Origin of the sequence: Micromonospora sp. CB01531 (assembly GCF_001905095.1) — a bacterium.
GTDB lineage: Bacteria > Actinomycetota > Actinomycetes > Mycobacteriales > Micromonosporaceae > Micromonospora.
In genome coordinates this window covers 100984-117190 of sequence record NZ_LWLS01000001.1, presented here as the reverse complement: position 1 = coordinate 117190, position 16207 = coordinate 100984, and the positions used below count along the sequence as shown (strand labels likewise).

The following is a 16207-nucleotide window of genomic DNA, read 5'->3' as shown; positions in this document are numbered from 1 at the left end:
GACCGGTGCACGCTGGGCCGGTCGAGCCAAGTCCCCGCTGTCGTACCGCCGTACGGCTGCGGTGGTGGGAGACGGCCAGAGCGCGGCGACGTTACGACCCCGGTCGGGCGGCGCCGTGCGCTCGTCTGCGCGCCCGTTCCGGCAGCCGGTCAGCTCAGTCGTGGGGGTCGGCCACCGGTCGCCCGCCGACGCACCGCACCCTCAGCTCGTACTCGCCCCCGGGGCCGACGAACCGGACCTTGACGTGGTCGTCCGGTCCTCGTTCGGCTTCCTTCTCCCGGTAGCCCTGGGCGGGTGACCAGGTGACCAGGCGGGCTCCAGCCGGCCCGCACTCCGCCACCGCCGTGCCTCCCGGGGTGGCGAAGGTGCTCTGGGCCCCGGTCGGGCGGCCGGTGGGCGTCGGGCTCGCCGAGGCGGTCGCGCCAGCGGCTGGCGAGCCGGTCGGGCTTCCGGTCGGCTGTGGGGGCGCCGGCTCGGGGGACGCGAGTGCGCGCTCGACCTCCTGCTGGTCGCGTACGCCGCCGGGGGTGCCGGCGATGCCCTTGCCGACCAACTGGATCGCGCCCACCCCGACGAGTGTGGCGGCGACGGTGGTGGCCAACCACCCGACGGCGGCGAGGATTTGACGACGGCCCATGCGCCGAGTGTCCCCGAGGGAAGGTTAAGGCCGGCACTGGGGAACGTTAAAAGAGTCGGCGAGGCTCCGACGATCCGCTGGGGACAGGGCGGTGGCCGCCGACTCGGGGGTCGACGGCCACCGCTTCCCATCGGCGTTGGTTACTGGACGGACACCGTCTGCTTGTTGTAGTTCTTGCCTTCGCCGTCCGGCTTGTAGTTGCTCTCCACGTTGCCGGCGATGTCGACCGAGAACCAGTTGACGGTGGTGTTGCCGTTCACCGTGATGGTCTGGTTGCCCTCCCGCATGCCGGCCAGGGCCAGCTTCGGGGAGTTGTAGGTCGGCCGGCTGCCGTCGAGCGTGTAGTAGACGTTCGCCGGCTCGCTGGTGTTGAAGGTGAAGCTCGTGGCGCCCGCCTCCTGCTTGACGATCTTCACCGTGCTCTTCGGCTGGATCTTGTCGGTCGCGAACGCCCGGGCGACCTCGAGGATGCCGATGTTGCCGTTGGCGAATTCCATCGCCTCCTCGTGGCCCTCGGCGAAGGACGGCTGGAAGCCGACCGCGGTGAACCGCTTGGTCGTCGGGTTGTAGACGTCGGCGCCGACCTCGAAGTCCCAGCCGATGATGCCCCGGTTGTACCAGTGCTCGTCGGCGCTGTTGCCGGCCGCCGAGTAGAGCACGTCGGTCACCGGCCCGGTGCGGCCCGGCCAGATCGCGGTTCCCCGGTGCTCCTGCACGCGGGAGAGGATGTAGTCCGAGGCGGCCCAGAAGTAGGCCTCGGTGCCCTGGTCCACCCGCGGCAGCACCTCCCGCCCGGCGGTCTTGTACGCCCCCGGCGGCCACATGAAGTAGCCACCGTAGGAGTGGGTGTTCATCGACAGCTTGATGTTCGGGAAGTTGTCGACCAGCCAGACCTCGTTGCGCGCCTCCGGCTCGGACAGCTCGGCCGGGCCGGCGAAGGTGTCGCTGGTGCAGCTCGTCGCCGACGCGCCGGTGTAGCCGTCGAAGACGGAACCGACCGAGAAGTTGCGGTTGATGTCCACGCCCCAGCTGTTGCGGTTGGCCGGGTCCGCCGACGCCGCCGGGCAGTAGTTGGTCATGTTCCGGCGCTGCATGTTGTAGTCGTACATGCTGTAGTGCGCGCCGTCCGGGTTGACCACCGGCAGGATGAAGATGTCCAGGTCATCGACGATCTTGCGGGTGTTCGGGTCCTGCGCGTAGTTGCGCAGCAGCCGCTCGGCCGACTCGACGCAGACCAGCGGGGTCACCCACTCCCGGGCGTGCTCCTGGCAGTAGAGGAAGACGCCGACCTTCGAGCCGTCGCGGTGCTTGCCGATCCGCAGCACCTTCATCTGGAACGGGTCGCGGGACACGCTCGCCGGCGCCTTCAGGTTGTCGGTCAGCTTGGTGGCCGCGGCCGCGGCCACCACACCGGTACCGGCGTTGCCCCGGTAGGTGCTGGCCGTGAGCAGCTTGGCGGCGTCGGCGTTGCCGTTGACCGCGGCAACTACCTGCGCCGCAGTGCTGGTGATCGCGCCGGATCCGTTGGTGGCCAGGTTCACCGTGACCGCGTTGCCGGACACGCCGACCGTCAGCGGGGCGTTCGCCGCGCCCGGGTTGACCAACGACATGCCGAGGTCGTTGCCGCCCTCCGAGCCGTACGCCTTGGAGGTGACGTAGACGATGCTCGCCGAGGCGGTGCCGAACTGCGCCTGCGCCTGGCGCCGGTAGCCGTTCGTCTTGTACGGCAGGTCGATCAGCTGGGTCAGCTTCGGGAACTCCGCGGCCAGCGCGGTAAACCGCGCGGTGACCTCGGTCGGGTCCATGTAGTGGTCGACGAAGTCCGACACGTACGGGTGGTCACCGGTGACCTTGCGCGGGCTGCCCAGCCACTTGGCCACGTCGACCGTGACCGAGCCGCCCTTGCTGCTGGTGATGGTGGCCTTGCTCGGTGCCGCGTTGATCGCGACCGGGTTGCTGAAGCGGTGGTACATGTACTGGCCGGCGTCGGTGAACCGGGACATGGTGGCGGTGCCGCCGGAGCCGATCTCGGTGCCCGGGCCGCTGTCCCAGCTCGCCGTCAGCACCGTCGTCGAGTCGCTGCCGGCGCTCGACTTCAGCTCGAGGTTGAGGAAGAGCTGGTTGTCGAGGCTGGAGAACCACTCGGAGCGCAGCACGGTCAAGGTGTCGGTGCTGGCGGCCAGGGACTGCACGGCCCGGACCGCGGCAGCCCGCTCGGCCACGTTCGCCGCGTAGTCGCTCTGGTCGGAGATGGCGTCCTGGACGTCGAAGCCCTTGTCCCGCAGCGCCTGGCTCTCTTCCGGGCTGAGGATCGCGTGCACCTCGATGCCGTTGTCGACCGGCTTGACGTACTCGGCGAGGTCGACACCCAGCTCGTTGAGCCGGTCGATGCCCGACTTGTCGGCGACTACGATGCGCATCAGCCCGACGCCGTTCTGCTCACCGCTCGACGACCTGTCGGGGGCCACCCCGCTGTCGGACGTCGGATTCGCATGGCCGGGGGTACTGACGGCGAGCGCCAGCGGTAACGCCAGCAGGGCCAGCAGGCGGCCCGCTCTGATCGACTTTCTCGTACTCCTCATGAGAGTCCTTCCAGGCAGGGGGGTCCGAGGGCCGCTCAGTTCGGGTTTCAGCACGGCCTTCGGCAGCCAAAGCTGCCCGGAAGTGTGATCCGCCTCTCAGTGCTAGTCAAGATCGATGCCGTCAGGGCGGACGTTGGTCCCGACCGATCGGAACGATCATCCGGGCCCACCTGCCCGCACCGCCAAACCCGCAATCCGACCAGCTCGAACCGCATCATTAGCCCAGCTAACATTTCTGCGGACTCAATCGGGCCTTCGGTCGAAGACCGGACCGCCTCGGCAACCCGGACGAGGACTGACCTGGACGGCTCCAGCGGGCTACCGTGCACCCTGTGCCCCGGCTGCTGCTCATCGAGGACGACCTGACCATCCGTACCCCGTTGATCCGGGCCCTGCGGGAGCGCGGCCACGCGGTGGCCGCCGCCTCGACCGCGATGACCGGGCTGCGCGACGCGCTCGACGACCGGCCCGACCTGGTCGTGCTCGACCTGGGACTGCCCGACCTGGACGGTCGTGAGCTGCTGCGGATGCTGCGCGCGGTCAGCTCGGTGCCGGTGATCGTGGCCACCGCGCGGGACGACGAGAGCGAGATCGTCCGGCTGCTCGACACCGGGGCCGACGACTACCTGGTGAAACCGTTCACCGCGGCGCAGCTGGACGCCCGAGTCCGGGCCGTGCTGCGCCGTTCGGCCGGCGACCCCGGGGCGGCGGATCCGACGCTGGTGGTCGGCGGGCTGCGGATCGACCCGCGCGCCCGGCAGGTGAGCCTGGACGGCGTCCCGGTCGAGCTGACCCCGCGCGAGTTCGACCTGCTGCACCACCTCGCCGGCCGCCCCGGGCAGGTGGTCAGCAAGCGGGAGCTGCTCACCGAGGTCTGGCAGATCCCGTACGGCGGCGCCGACAAGACCGTCGACGTACACCTGTCCTGGCTCCGCCGCAAGCTGGGCGAGACCGCTCAGGAACCGCGCTACCTGCACACGATCCGGGGAGTCGGAGTGCGGCTGGAGGCTCCCGGGGCCAGCCGGTGAGGGGCCGGCTGGCGCTGCTCGTCGCCGCCGTCAGCGTGCTCGTCCTGACCGCCTTCCTGGTGCCGCTGGCGCTGCTGCTGCGCACTGTCGCCGCGGACCGGGCGACCGTGCGGGCCACCGCCGACGTGCAGCGCCTGGTGCCGGTGGTCGGCACGGCCGACCCGGACACGATCCGGCTGTCCGTGGGGCAGTTCGCCGCCGACACCGGTCGTTCGGTGAGCGTGTTCCTGCCCGACGGCACGGTGCTCGGCGCGCCGGTGGCGCGTACCCCCGCGGTGGCGCTCGCCGCGCGGGGGGAGAGCCTGACCGCCGAGTCGGCCGGCGGTCGGGAGGTGGTCATCGCGGTCCAGGGCCTCGACGACGGGACCGGGGTGATCAAAACGGTGGTGCCCCGGTCGGAGCTCACCGCCGGGGTGAACCGGGCCTGGCTGGTGCTGGCGCTGCTCGGCGTGCTGCTGGTGCTGGTCGGGCTGGTCGTCGCCGACCGGCTGGCCCGTACCCTCGTCCGACCGATCAGTGAACTGTCCGCGGTCTCCCACCGGCTGGCCAACGCCGAGCTCGACGCCCGGGTCACCCCGGCCGGGCCGGCCGAGCTACGGGAGGTCGCCGGCGCGTTGAACCACCTGGCCGGGCGGATCCAGGTGCTGCTGCGCGAGGAACGCGAGCAGGTGGCGGACCTTTCGCACCGGCTGCGTACCCCGCTGACCGCGCTGCGGTTGGAGGCCGAGTCGCTGCGCGACCCGGCCGACGCGACCCGGCTGACCACCGCGGTGGACGGCCTGGAACGCGCGGTCAGCGGGCTGATCCGGCAGGCCCGCTGGCGCAGCTCGGCGGCGGACGGCCGGGCCGGCTGTGACGCGGCGGCGGTCGTCGGCGAGCGGGTGGCGTTCTGGTCGGTGCTCGCCGAGGACACCGGCCGCACCGTCACCGTCGAGCTGGCGCCCGGCCCGTTGCCAGTCGGGGTGCCCGAGGACGAACTGGCCGCGGCGGTGGACGCCCTGCTGGGCAACGTCTTCGCCCACACGCCGGACGGAACACCATTCGCGGTGCGGCTCGTCTCGGACGCCGGGCAGGTCGCGCTGACCGTCGCCGACTCCGGCCCGGGACTGCCGTCCAGAACGGTCCGCCGGGGCACCAGCCACGCGGGTTCGACCGGGCTGGGACTGGACATCGCCGACCGGGCCGCCCGGGCCAGCGGTGGCCGGCTGGAGCTGCAGACCGCCCCCGGCGGTGGAGCGCTCGTGCTGCTGCGGCTCGGGCCGCCCCGGCCTTAACCCGGGCTTATCTCCCGGGTAGCGCGCCGCTATCCACTCCGGACCGATCCTCGACGGCACAACCGAGGAAAGGTGGAGACGATGCGACGAACTTCTTTGGTCCTGGCGGCGGCCGGCGGGGCCGCGGTGCTGGCGGTGACCGGTGTGGCGCTGGGCGTGACCGCGGCCGACCGGCCGGCTCCCGGCCCCGCGCTCGCCGCAGCGACCGTCGACGACAACCCCAAGCCGGACGACGAGGCGACGTCCAGCGGGGCGACGCCGAGCGGCACCGCCGACGGTGCGGTGAGCGGCAAGCGGGCGGGGGAGATCGCGCTCGCCCGGCTCGGCGGCGGCCGGATCGTGGAGATCGAGGCCGAGCTGGAGCACGGCCGTCGGGTGTGGAGCGTCAAGGTGGCCAGGGGCGGCACCACGTACGAGGTGAAGGTCGACCGGGGTGACGGCACCGTGGTCGAGATCGAGCAGCGGCGGGCCGACGACGGTCGCCGCGGCGACGACCGCACCGCCGCCCGCAGCGGCAGCGACGACCGCAACCACGACGTCGGCGACGACCACGGCGGAGACCGGTCCCGCACCGGCACGGACAACCGCGGTGACGACCACGGCGGCACCCGTACCGGCAGCGACGACCGGAACCACGACGTCGGCGACGACCACGGCGGGGACCGGCCCCGAAACCGCGACGACGACTGAGCAGCCCTCCGCACAGCTCCGGGGCCCCGGGCGGACATCGTCTGCCCGGCCCCGAAGTGCCGGCGCGCGAGCACACAGTCGGCTCAGGAGACGGTCAGGGCTGTTGGTGTCCTGCCCGGGCGACGCCCGCCCGCCCGTGCCAGCACCGCTGGTCAGCGGCCGTCAACGACGTCCCGATTCCACCGAAAGTGTGGGCGAACGCGAATCGCCCGATACATTGAAGTATGGTGCCCGCCCACGGGGGTCGGGCGGCCGCTGCGGTCTACCGTCCTGTACTCAATGGCCGCCGGGGTGAGCTGGAGGCGCTGGCCCATCTCGACGAGGTCACCGCTCCGCTGCTCGCTCCGGTCATCGACATCCACGCGGTGGAGCCGTACACCGTGGACCTTGTCGGCCGACTTCCGGCCGGGCTGCTTCCCTCGGTCGATGTCTCGGCGCTGCCGGACGGGCCGCGCAGCGAGCTGGTCCGCTGGGGCGTACCGCTGGTGCCGGTGATCGGGCTCGCGGAGAGCCACCGGCGGCTGGTGGCGCACGGCGCCGCCGCACGGGCGCACGTCCAGCGGGCGGTGCTGCGGCTGCGGACCGGGCAGGACCGGGCGGGCCCGGACGCGACGACCGGCGCGGTGGAGCGGGTGTGGCGGCTGGCCCGGCTGGTGCCGGAGCAGTGCGACCTGCTGATCGACGCCGGGGACGTCTGCTGCCCGGCGGACGTCCGGCTGGCCGAGCCCCGGATCCGGCGGCTGGCGGAGTGGGCCCGGCGGCACGCGTGGCGCTCGGTGACCCTGGTGGCCGGCGCGATGCCGCCGACGCTGGCCCGGCTGCCCACCGACGAACCGGTCCGCCTGGACCGCTTCGACTGGCTGCTCTGGCAGCGGCTGGCCGACCTCGGCGTCGGCTACGGCGACTACGGAGTCTGCTGCGCGGTGCCAGACGCGGAGGGGCCGGGCGACCGGCTGCCGACGCTGCGCTACACCACGGACGAGGCGTGGTGGCTCTATCGGTGGTCGCGGCGGGGCGGCCGGGGTGACGAGCGCTTCGCCGACCTGTGCCGCACGCTCGTGGCGGCGCCGCACTGGCCGGTTGCCGGGGCCGGCTTCTCCTGGGGCGATCACGAGATCCTGCGCCGGGCCCGGCGGGGTGCGGGGGCCGGCTCGACGGCGAACTGGATCGCCTGGAGCACCTCGCACCACCTGGCCCACGTGCTGGCGGCGCTGCTCCCCGCCGGGCGCGAGCAGCACGACGAGCCGTGGCACGCGGACGGGCCTGAGCGGGGCCGCTCCGGCCGGCCGCACCGCGGCGGTGAGACTCACCGCCGGGCCGGGTGACCGGCGGCCGTCACTCCTTTGTGGTGAAGCCGAACTGGACGATCCCCTCCTCGTCGACGACCGCGTCGACGGAGGTGTCGTTGAGCAGCTGGGCGGCGTCGGCGTCGAGGAAGATCCGGGCACCCTGGGTGTCGACGACCTGGTCGCCCTGCGCCGGCTGCGGCACCAGCTCGATAGAGAGCGAGCCGGCGTCGGTGTCGGCGGCGATGCGCAGCCCGCCGCCATCGGCGACGTCCTGCTGTTCAGCGAGGTCGCGGATCACCAGGACGGCGTTGTCGGTCATGGTCAACATGGCGGACTCCTCGTGGCAGGTTCGGGATCGAGGACGGGTCGACGCGGCCGTACGCGGCCGGGCCCGGAACCGGAACGGCGAATCACTCTTCGCCGGGCAAATCTGGGCAGCTCGCACCGCCCTCATGGCCTACGGTGCCCCCTACGCGGGCATCCGTCAAATAGAGCCAGATCAGTGGACACCGAGGCTGCGGGTGGGGCACCCGAATGGGTGACCAGGGGGTTGGCCAGGGGTTTTGCGGTCCGCGAGGTGGGTATTCGGCGGAGTTTCAACCGCGCTTCCGTTGGCGGCGACCATTACGGCGATAACTTTCGCTCCAGAGCCTTTTCCGGAAGAAAACTCCATGGCAGCATCGGTACATGCATCGTCGTCTCTTTCCGCGGGCGCTCGCCGTGCTGGCAGTGGTCGCCACCGCGGCCACGGCCGGCGCCTCGACCGCCACCGCCGAGTCGCCCACCCCCGCGCAGACCCGGCTCAACGCGGCCATCGACGCGGTCCTCGCCGACTCCCGGCTGGCCGGGGCGCAGGCGGGCGTGGTCGTGGTGGACACCGCCACCGGGCGGACCCTCTATGACCGCAACGGTGACCGCCGGCTGATCCCCGCCTCGAACACCAAGCTGCTCACCTCGACCGCGGCGATGAAACTGCTCGGCCCCGGCCACCGCTTCACCACCGACGTCGCCAACGACGGCGTACGCCGCGCCGGGGTGCTCACCGGCAACCTGTACCTGCGCGGCGGAGGCGACCCGACCATGCTCGCCGAGAACTACGACGAGCTGGCCGCGCGGGTCGCCGCCGCGGGCGTACGGGTCGTGACCGGGACCCTGGTTGCCGACGACACCCGCTACGACCGCACCCGGCTGGGCCCGGACTGGACCTGGGACGACGAGTCCTACTACTACGCGGCGCAGGTCTCGGCGCTGACCGTGGCCCCGGACACCGACTACGACGCCGGTACCGTGATCGTGCACGCCGCCCCGGCCGGCGCGGCGGGCGCGCCGCCGGTGGTCACCATGACCCCGCCCAACGGCTGGCTGCGGATCGACAACCGGGCCGAGACGGTCGCCACCGGCGAGACGAGCATCTCCTTCGAGCGCGAGCACGGCGGCAACACCATCGTGGTGACCGGCCAGATCGCGGTCGGCGAGGACCCGGCGAGCGACTGGATGACGGTCTGGGAGCCGACCGGGTACGCCGCTGACATCTTCCGGTCGGCGCTGCTGCGGCACGGAGTGCGCGTCCTCGGCCGGACGGTGCTGGGCGAGGCCACCCCGCGCGACGCCACCACGATCGCCCGCCACGACTCGATGCCGCTGGCCGAGCTGATGGTGCCGTTCCTCAAACTCTCCAACAACGGCCACGCGGAGGTGCTCACCAAGGAGCTGGGCCGGGTCCTGTCCGGCTCCGGCACCTGGTCCGCCGGGCTCGCCGCGATCGGGACGTACGCCGGCAACTCCGGAGTGGACACCGGCACGCTGCGCCAACGCGACGGCTCCGGCCTCTCCCGACGCAACATGATCCCGCCGTCCCAGTTCGTGGCGCTACTCGCCGCGGTCCGGACCGAACCCTGGTTCGACTCCTGGTACGCGGCCCTGCCGGTGGCCGGCAACGCCGACCGCTTCGTCGGCGGCACGCTGCGCAGCCGGATGCGCGGCACGGCCGCCGCGAACAACGTGCACGCCAAGACCGGCAGCCTCACCGGGGCGTCCAGCCTCTCCGGCTACGTCACCGACGCGGACGGGCGCCTGCTGGCCTTCTCCATCGTGCTGAACAACTACCTGACCTCGTCGGTCAAGGGGCTGGAAGACCAGATCGCGATCGCGCTGGCCGCGTACACCGAGGAGGGGACGACCACGGCGCGGCTGACGGTGCCGACGGCGCCGGAGGCACCCCGGGCGCCCGAGGGCAGGGAGTGCTCCTGGGTGAAGCCGATCGTCTGCTGACTCCGGTGAAGCCCCGGCCCGCGGGACGGGCCGGGGCTTCACCGGTCAGGCGCCGGGCCGGTGCGGGCGCGGCTCGGCGTTCGGGTCGCCGCGCTCGATCAGAGCGTCGATCTCGGCAGGCGGCAGCCCGTGCAGCACCAGCACCCGCCGTCCCCAGCGGTGCAGCCGGCACGGGTGCGGACTGGCCTCACTGCGGCAGATCGTCCCGCCCGACCAGCGCTGCGGTGCATGCACCACCACCGCCCGGGCCGCAAACTGGGCGTCCTCGCCGGTCACGTACGGCGGCAGCGGGATCTCCCGCAGCACCTCGCCAGACGGGTCACCCGCGCCGGACAGGCCGACGGGACGGACGACGGACGCACTGCTGCACATGAGAGCAGCCTCCACAGGGGACGGTCGAAGCGGGACATCCGGAAAGGTACGACGGCCCGTGGCGCCCCTGACGGACACCGGTCGGGCCGGTGTCCGCCTCGGCGGCCGCGAGCAGCGCGACTGTCCCCCCGTCACCGCCCGCAGTGCCGGCACGCCCGGCGGGTCCGCAGGTGATAACCGACTGCGGCGACGCCCAGCCCCCAGCCCCACAGCCAGTAGCCGGACTCGGCGAACCAGAAGAAGCCCAGCGGGTAACGCCCGTCGCCCAGGTCGACGCTGCCGGTCGCGGTCTCGACGGTGAGCTGGGCGAGACCGACACCGAAATAGCTGACCAGCCCCACCGCGAAGACGACCGCCGGTGCCAGCGGCACCAGGCGGGGCACCCTACGGCCGGCGAGCAGCGGCACCCATCCCGGCCACACCGTCCCCCACCGGTACACCAGGGCCAGCGGCAGTAGCACCCCGGCGAGCAGGAACCCCACCTCGAACGCCACCACCGAGGCGCCCTGCGCCAGCGGCAGGTCCCCGAAACCCACCGCCACCTGGGCGGCGAGCCGCACCAGGCAGCCGGCGACCGCCGCCCACGCCGCGACCCGGGCCCAGCGCGGCGCCAGCCCACCGGACCCGCGAGCCCGGCCGCACCGGCCGCAGTCCCCCCGGAATCGGCGAAGGTGCGCGAGCGCCGCCGCGTGCAGCAGCACGGCGCCGGTGAGCGCACCCGCCCGGCTGAGGAATCCGGCCAGGGTGAACGCCGGGCTGAGGTCGAGGATGAGGAAACCGACCAGGTCCAGCAGCACCAGTGCGCAGGAGAGCAGGATGGCGGCGCAGACCGCCCAGGCCGCCGCGGCCAGCGCCGGCCGCCAGGCGTGGGCCCGGGCCAGCCCGACGCCGGCCGCCGCCGCGACGGCCTGGAGCGCCACGGACCACCAGCCGGTGACCACCACCAGGTCGGTCCCGAGCGGCCCGAACGACGGAGGCCCCGCCACCGCCCAGGCCGCGCGCAGCGTGCCGTAGCCGATCGCCCAGGCCACGGCGGCGTACGCCAGCCAGGCGGCACGGCGCCGGGTGGCGGCGACGGTCGGCGGCGGCACGGTGAGCGTCATGCGTCCACCCTGCCGCCGCCGCGCCCACGGTCCCTCCCGAGCGGGAGGGGACCGACTCCCCCGGGCGGGGGATCCGGCTCAGCCGGCGTCCTGGCGCAGCCGGGCGGCGGTGCGCGCGGCGCTGTAGTCCGGCCCGACGCCCTGGATGATGATCGCCGAGCCCTCGATGTGCCGCAGGCGCAGCGGCAGGATCTCCTGGTACGCCGGGGAGGCGTACCAGGCGCGGGCCTGCTCGACGTCCGGGAACTCGATGACCACCACCGTGCCCGGCCACTCCCCCTCGATCACCTCCGGCGAAGCGCCGTGCACCCGGAACCGCCCCTGGTAGGGGTCGAGGGTCGCCTGGATCTTCTCCAGGTATTCCAGGACGTCCTCGTTGATCTGCGGCGTACGCAGGTGGGCGAGCGCGAACGCGGGCATTTGTCCCTCCCCGGTGACGTGCGCCGACTCCGCGGCGCAGGGCCTGGCATCGATTCTGCGGCCGGCCCGCCGCCAGGTCGACCAGCCGCGAGGCACGGAAAAGGGTCACACCCGTTCCAGCACCACCACCGGGATCTCCCGCTCGGTCTGCGCCTGGTACTGGTCGTACGCCGGCCAGATGGCCGTCATGGTGCGCCACATCCGCGGCTTCTCCTCGGGCGTCGCGGGACGCGCCCGGACGGCGAACGCCTCCGGACCGACCTGCACCCGCGCCTGCGGGTCGACGAGCAGGTTCAGATACCAGGCGGGGTGCTGCGGAGCGCCGCCCTGGGAGCCCACCACCAGATAGTCGTCACCGTCTCGGCCGTAGATCAGCGCGGTCCGCCGAAGCTTGCCGGAGCGCCGGCCGCGGGCGGTCAACAGCAGCGTGAAGACACCCGGCCGCCACTCGTGGCCCTCCGCGCCAGCGGTCGCCACGTACCGCTGGATGTGGTCGGCGACCCATCCCTCGGGGCTGTCCTGCACCGGCTCGCTCGCGGTCATCCGTCTCTCCCGGATCGTCGGCGGACGCGTCGCGCCCACGCTACCTCCGGCCGTTCCCGGTGACCGACCCGATCGTGGAAGCCACCGTCGCCTCCGGTGGCGAGTCCGCAGGCTGGGCGGCTCGCCCGCGGGTCCGGCCCCTACCGGCCGTACGCCAACACCAGCGCCAGCGCGGCCAGGGCCACCGCCCCGAACAACAGCCGGCGCCGACGCCGCCGGGCCCGGGCCACGCCGACCCGGGTGACCGGCCCGTCGGGGATGATCCCGACGGCCGTGCGTACCTTGGCGGCCGCCGGACCGAGCAACTCGGCGAGGCGACCCCCGACGCTCCGCGGCGAGTGCCGGGCCGGCGCCACGGCGCCGGGCCGCGGCCCGGTGACCGGCGGTGCGGCCGGCTCGGCCGGGGACCTGAACGGCTCGGGATCACCCTCCCCGGGCCGTTCGACCACGATCGCCGGTTGAGCGTGGTCGCGGGCGAGCGACGAATCGGGGCGGTCGCGGACCGGCGCCGGATCGGACGGGGTCTCGCCGTCGGCGGGCAGCCGCCGCGGCACGGTCAACGCCTGCTCCGGTGCCCGCGCCGGTTCGGCCGATACGGCGGGCAGCCACCCACCCACCCGAATACCGGTCTGCGTGAGTTCTTCCTCAGCCACCGATCCCTCCCTCGGCCACCGGCGCCGGCGGTCGCCCCCGTGGCCCGCCGCAGGGAGGATGACACACGCCTCGATCGTCGAGTAGCCGTCGAGCGGAGGCATGTTCCCGACAGCTGGCCGGTCAGCGCCGCTCGCGCCGCCGCAGGCCACGGTCGGGATGCCAGCTCTCGATCAGCAGATGGTCCGGCGGGTCGCCGACCCGGGTCAGCACCACCTCGGTCAACTCGATCCGGAACCGGTGCGAACCGTCCTCGCCCGGCGGCTCCTCGTGCGCCCGCCCGGCGATCTTCGCGTCCCCGCCCCACGACGCCGGATCGCCCTCCGGGGCGTCCTCGCTCGGGCAGTGCAGCGCCACACGGGGATCGCGCCGCAGGTCGAGCGCCTTGACCGCGCCGGCCATGCTGCCCAGCCGGAGCTGGCCGTCGTCGGAGAAGTCGAACTCGGTGCCGCTGATCCGCGGCGAGCCGTCCCGCCGCAGGGTCGCCATCGTGCCGTGCTTGCGGACGGTGAATCGGGCGCGGACGCGCGCCGCGAAGTCGGGTTCGGCTGCCACCAGGTCGGACCACCATGCCATGCGGGCCAGCCTGACAGGCAAATCTGACACCGTACGGCGCATTTTCCGGACTGCTCAGCGGATCTCGAAGCCCAGCGCCTGAGCCAGCACGATCGCCTGCTCGGCGTCGACGATCGCCCCGGCCCGCTCCACCGCGGTGGGGTCGAGCGCGGTCAGGTCGCTGCCACGCAGGTCGGCCCGGACCAGCCGGGCGGCGTGCAGCTGGGCGCCGGAGAGGTCGACCCCGGTCACGGTCGCGCCGGTCAGGTCGGCGCCGGTCAGGTCCACCTCGCGCATGCGTACGTCGGTGAGGTGCACCCCGCGCAGGTCGGCGCCGGGCAGGGCGACGAAGGACCAGTCCCCGCCGTTGACCCGCAGCGGGCGCAGGTCGCACTGCTCGAAGCTGCTGCCGACCAGCTTGCAGCCGGTGAACTCGGCCTCGAAGAGGTTGCAGCGCTTGAAGGTGCAGCGGGTGAAGGCCGAGTCGGTGTGCCGGGAGGCGTTGAGGGCGACGTTGCCGAAGACGCACTCGGTGAAGACGGCGCCCTGGCTGACCGCCTCAGTGAGGTCGACGTGGAAGAAGGAACAGCGGACGAAGTGCCGGTCGGCCAACTCCTCGGCGTACCAGTCCTCGTGGCGGTAGGTGACGTCCTCTGTCGGCTCCGGCATGACGCCAGATTAGTGGTGGTCGCCGACACTTCCCGGTCGGCGTACCGGCCGGTAGGTTCGGCGGCGTGAGCGTCGCAGTGAGCACTGACCCGGCCCGTATCGGATTCGACCCCGCCCGGCTGGCGCGGATCGACGAGCACTTCGGCAGGTACGTCGACGACGGCCGGCTCGCCGGCTGGCAGATCGTGGTGACCCGCCGCGGCGAGATCGCCCACTCCGCGACCTACGGGCTGCGCGACCGGGAGGCCGGCACGCCGGTCGAGGCGGACACCCTCTGGCGCATCTACTCGATGACCAAGCCGATCACCTCGGTGGCCGCGATGATGCTCTGGGAGGAGGGCCGGTTCGAGCTGAACGACCCGATCAGCCGCTGGCTGCCGGAGTTCGCCGACGTCCGGATCTACGACAAGGGGTCGGTGCTCAAGCCGTACACGGTGCCGGCGATCGAACCGATCCGGGTCTGGCACCTGCTCACCCACACCGCCGGCCTCACGTACGGCTTCGCCCAGAGCACGGTGGTCGACGGCCTGTACCGGGCGGCGGGCTTCGACCTGGGCGTGCCGCCGGGTGCGGACCTGGCGGCGGCCTCGGCCGGGCTGGCCCGGCTGCCGCTGCTCTTCCAGCCCGGCACGAGCTGGAACTACGGCGTCTCCACCGACGTGCTGGGCCGGCTCGTCGAGGTGGTCTCCGGGCACAGCCTGGACGCGTTCTTCGCCGAGCGGATCCTGCGTCCGCTGGGCATGACCGACACCCGGTGGTGGGTCGACGAGGGGGACGCCAAGCGGCTGGCCGCGCTGTACGCCCCGCACCCGGCCACCGGACAGGCGACGCGGCACGACGGCATCGGCCAGGCCGCACTGACCGAGCCGAGCTGGTTCTCCGGCGGCGGCGGGCTGCTCTCCACGGCCGCCGACTACCACCGGTTCACCCAGTTCCTGCTACGCGGGGGCGAACTCGACGGGGTACGCCTGCTGGGGCCGCGGACGGTGCGGTTCATGACCCGCAACCACCTGCCCGACGGCCGGGACCTGGCCTCGTTCGAGCCGGAGGGCTTCGCCGAGACGGTGCTCGACGGCATCGGCTTCGGCCTCGGCTTCGCCGTGGTGCTGGACCCGGTGCCCGTCCGGGTGCCGAGCAGCGTGGGCGAGTACTACTGGGGTGGGCTGGCCAGCACCGCGTTCTGGGTGGATCCGGTGGAGGAGATCACCGCGTTGCTGTTCACCCAGCTCATGCCGTCGAGCACGTACCCGCTGCGCACGCAGCTGCGCCAGCTGGTCTACTCCGCGCTGGTCGACTGACCCGGCTCGCCGCCGGGCCCGGATCGCCGTTTACGGCACCGGCCGGGCGGCAGCTCCCTAGCCTGAGGGGCGAGGCACCTGGGGCGGGAAGGTGGTCAGCCATGAGCGAGCGCAGCGAGCGAATCATCGGGCGCAGTGCCGTGGAGCCTCATGCGGTCGCCGAGCGGAGCGAGGTGGCCGCATGAGCAACGTCGTCGTGTTCGGCGCCGGTGGGACCGCGGGGTCGCGGATCACCGACGAGGCGATGAACCGGGGTCACCGGGTCACCGCGGCGGTGCGCCGCCCGGAGGCGACCAGCTACCTGGCACCCGGCGTACGCACGGTCACCGGCGATGCCACCTCGGCGCGCAGCGTACGCGAGCTGGCCGAGGACGCGGACGTGTTCGTGGTGGCGATCGGCGGCGGCGAGCGGGAGCTGTGGCGGGAGGCGGCCCGGACACTGGTCGACACGCTCCGCGAGCTGCCGAATCCGCCCCGGGTGATCCACGTCGGTGGCGGGGCGACGCTGCTGACGTCGAAGGGCACCCCGTACCTGAACGAGCCGGACTTCCCCGCGGAATACCGGGACGCGGCGCTGGGCCAGGCCGAGGCGCTGGCCATCTACCGCTCCGCGGACGACGGGGTGACCTGGACGTACATCTCCCCGCCGCCGCTGGAGTTCCACCCAGGCGAACGGACCGGGCAATACCGCACGGGCACCGACCACCCGGTGACGGACGCGCAGGGCCGGTCGGTGCTCACCTACGAGGACCTGGCGGTGGTCATCGTCGACGAGATCGAGCACCCGCGGTTCACCAACACGCGGTTCACCGCGGCCTACTGAGC

The 16207-nt window shown here is 72.9% G+C and carries 17 protein-coding genes; 7 read left to right on the top strand and 10 right to left on the bottom strand.

What is annotated here, in order from left to right; all coding sequences use genetic code 11:
• Window positions 1-154 precede the first annotated feature (154 nt).
• The gene (locus tag A6A27_RS00555) at window positions 155-637 is read right to left on the bottom strand and encodes a septum formation initiator (protein ID WP_073832341.1); all 483 of its coding nucleotides are present in this window, start codon (window positions 635-637) and stop codon (window positions 155-157) included.
• A gap of 140 nt (window positions 638-777) precedes the next feature.
• On the bottom strand, window positions 778-3219 hold the full coding sequence (locus A6A27_RS00550; RefSeq protein WP_073832340.1) for a M14 family zinc carboxypeptidase: 2442 nt from the start codon (window positions 3217-3219) through the stop codon (window positions 778-780).
• Between the two features lie 332 nt (window positions 3220-3551).
• On the opposite strand from A6A27_RS00550, the gene A6A27_RS00545 reads away from it, so the two are divergent.
• From A6A27_RS00545 to A6A27_RS00530, 4 genes are all read left to right on the top strand, one after another.
• Window positions 3552-4247: a response regulator transcription factor gene (locus A6A27_RS00545; RefSeq protein ID WP_073832339.1), complete on the top strand. Its 696-nt coding sequence runs from the start codon at window positions 3552-3554 to the stop codon at window positions 4245-4247.
• Window positions 4244-5521 (top strand): sensor histidine kinase, encoded by a 1278-nt coding sequence (locus tag A6A27_RS00540; protein WP_073832338.1) that lies wholly within the window; start codon window positions 4244-4246, stop codon window positions 5519-5521. The genes A6A27_RS00545 and A6A27_RS00540 overlap by 4 nt, the downstream gene beginning before the upstream one ends.
• A gap of 81 nt (window positions 5522-5602) precedes the next feature.
• Window positions 5603-6211 (top strand): PepSY domain-containing protein, encoded by a 609-nt coding sequence (locus tag A6A27_RS00535; RefSeq protein ID WP_143193810.1) that lies wholly within the window; start codon window positions 5603-5605, stop codon window positions 6209-6211.
• 224 nt (window positions 6212-6435) lie between these two features.
• Entirely contained in the window at window positions 6436-7536 is a 1101-nt protein-coding gene (locus tag A6A27_RS00530; RefSeq protein ID WP_073832336.1) for a beta family protein, read from the top strand.
• A 10-nt stretch (window positions 7537-7546) separates the two neighbouring features.
• Here the strand turns inward: A6A27_RS00530 and A6A27_RS00525 are convergent, their stop codons facing one another.
• A complete protein-coding gene (locus A6A27_RS00525) occupies window positions 7547-7828 on the bottom strand; it encodes a HesB/IscA family protein (protein ID WP_073832335.1) in 282 nt (93 codons plus the stop codon).
• A 359-nt stretch (window positions 7829-8187) separates the two neighbouring features.
• On the opposite strand from A6A27_RS00525, the gene dacB reads away from it, so the two are divergent.
• Complete coding sequence (dacB, locus tag A6A27_RS00520; RefSeq protein ID WP_073832334.1) at window positions 8188-9771, top strand: D-alanyl-D-alanine carboxypeptidase/D-alanyl-D-alanine endopeptidase; 1584 nt, start codon at window positions 8188-8190, stop codon at window positions 9769-9771.
• A gap of 45 nt (window positions 9772-9816) precedes the next feature.
• On the opposite strand, the gene A6A27_RS00515 is transcribed toward dacB, so the two are convergent.
• From A6A27_RS00515 to A6A27_RS00485, 7 genes are all read right to left on the bottom strand, one after another.
• Complete coding sequence (locus A6A27_RS00515) at window positions 9817-10143, bottom strand: hypothetical protein (RefSeq protein ID WP_073832333.1); 327 nt, start codon at window positions 10141-10143, stop codon at window positions 9817-9819.
• A 131-nt stretch (window positions 10144-10274) separates the two neighbouring features.
• A complete protein-coding gene (locus A6A27_RS00510; RefSeq protein WP_073832332.1) occupies window positions 10275-11246 on the bottom strand; it encodes a hypothetical protein in 972 nt (323 codons plus the stop codon).
• Between the two features lie 78 nt (window positions 11247-11324).
• The gene (locus tag A6A27_RS00505) at window positions 11325-11666 is read right to left on the bottom strand and encodes a DUF1330 domain-containing protein (protein WP_073832331.1); all 342 of its coding nucleotides are present in this window, start codon (window positions 11664-11666) and stop codon (window positions 11325-11327) included.
• Window positions 11667-11771: 105 nt separating this feature from the next.
• Window positions 11772-12209: a nitroreductase family deazaflavin-dependent oxidoreductase gene (locus A6A27_RS00500; protein ID WP_073832330.1), complete on the bottom strand. Its 438-nt coding sequence runs from the start codon at window positions 12207-12209 to the stop codon at window positions 11772-11774.
• Between the two features lie 140 nt (window positions 12210-12349).
• Window positions 12350-12862, bottom strand: coding sequence for a hypothetical protein (locus A6A27_RS00495; RefSeq protein WP_143193808.1), 513 nt, complete (start codon window positions 12860-12862; stop codon window positions 12350-12352).
• 121 nt (window positions 12863-12983) lie between these two features.
• The gene (locus A6A27_RS00490) at window positions 12984-13436 is read right to left on the bottom strand and encodes a pyridoxamine 5'-phosphate oxidase family protein (RefSeq protein ID WP_073832328.1); all 453 of its coding nucleotides are present in this window, start codon (window positions 13434-13436) and stop codon (window positions 12984-12986) included.
• A 54-nt stretch (window positions 13437-13490) separates the two neighbouring features.
• Complete coding sequence (locus A6A27_RS00485; RefSeq protein WP_073832327.1) at window positions 13491-14084, bottom strand: pentapeptide repeat-containing protein; 594 nt, start codon at window positions 14082-14084, stop codon at window positions 13491-13493.
• 65 nt (window positions 14085-14149) lie between these two features.
• Here A6A27_RS00485 and A6A27_RS00480 point away from each other — a divergent pair, with 65 nt between their 5' ends.
• Window positions 14150-15382, top strand: a complete 1233-nt coding sequence (locus A6A27_RS00480; RefSeq protein WP_073832326.1) for a serine hydrolase domain-containing protein — start codon at window positions 14150-14152, stop codon at window positions 15380-15382.
• 181 nt (window positions 15383-15563) lie between these two features.
• Window positions 15564-16205, top strand: a complete 642-nt coding sequence (locus A6A27_RS00475) for an NAD(P)-dependent oxidoreductase (protein WP_073832325.1) — start codon at window positions 15564-15566, stop codon at window positions 16203-16205.
• The last annotated feature ends 2 nt before the right edge of the window (window positions 16206-16207 follow it).

What these genes read in the sequence shown, in the direction of transcription:
- dacB (WP_073832334.1), top strand. Translation starts at nt 8,188, where the DNA reads ATGCATCGTCGTCTCTTTCCGCGGGCGCTCGCCGTGCTGGCAGTGGTC.
- A6A27_RS00485 (WP_073832327.1), bottom strand. Translation starts at nt 14,084, where the DNA reads ATGCCGGAGCCGACAGAGGACGTCACCTACCGCCACGAGGACTGGTAC.
- A6A27_RS00475 (WP_073832325.1), top strand. Translation starts at nt 15,564, where the DNA reads ATGAGCAACGTCGTCGTGTTCGGCGCCGGTGGGACCGCGGGGTCGCGG.
- A6A27_RS00535 (WP_143193810.1), top strand. Translation starts at nt 5,603, where the DNA reads ATGCGACGAACTTCTTTGGTCCTGGCGGCGGCCGGCGGGGCCGCGGTG.
- A6A27_RS00555 (WP_073832341.1), bottom strand. Translation starts at nt 637, where the DNA reads ATGGGCCGTCGTCAAATCCTCGCCGCCGTCGGGTGGTTGGCCACCACC.
- A6A27_RS00530 (WP_073832336.1), top strand. Translation starts at nt 6,436, where the DNA reads ATGGTGCCCGCCCACGGGGGTCGGGCGGCCGCTGCGGTCTACCGTCCT.
- A6A27_RS00505 (WP_073832331.1), bottom strand. Translation starts at nt 11,666, where the DNA reads ATGCCCGCGTTCGCGCTCGCCCACCTGCGTACGCCGCAGATCAACGAG.
- A6A27_RS00515 (WP_073832333.1), bottom strand. Translation starts at nt 10,143, where the DNA reads ATGTGCAGCAGTGCGTCCGTCGTCCGTCCCGTCGGCCTGTCCGGCGCG.
- A6A27_RS00550 (WP_073832340.1), bottom strand. Translation starts at nt 3,219, where the DNA reads ATGAGGAGTACGAGAAAGTCGATCAGAGCGGGCCGCCTGCTGGCCCTG.
- A6A27_RS00510 (WP_073832332.1), bottom strand. Translation starts at nt 11,246, where the DNA reads ATGACGCTCACCGTGCCGCCGCCGACCGTCGCCGCCACCCGGCGCCGT.
- A6A27_RS00500 (WP_073832330.1), bottom strand. Translation starts at nt 12,209, where the DNA reads ATGACCGCGAGCGAGCCGGTGCAGGACAGCCCCGAGGGATGGGTCGCC.
- A6A27_RS00525 (WP_073832335.1), bottom strand. Translation starts at nt 7,828, where the DNA reads ATGTTGACCATGACCGACAACGCCGTCCTGGTGATCCGCGACCTCGCT.
- A6A27_RS00490 (WP_073832328.1), bottom strand. Translation starts at nt 13,436, where the DNA reads ATGGCATGGTGGTCCGACCTGGTGGCAGCCGAACCCGACTTCGCGGCG.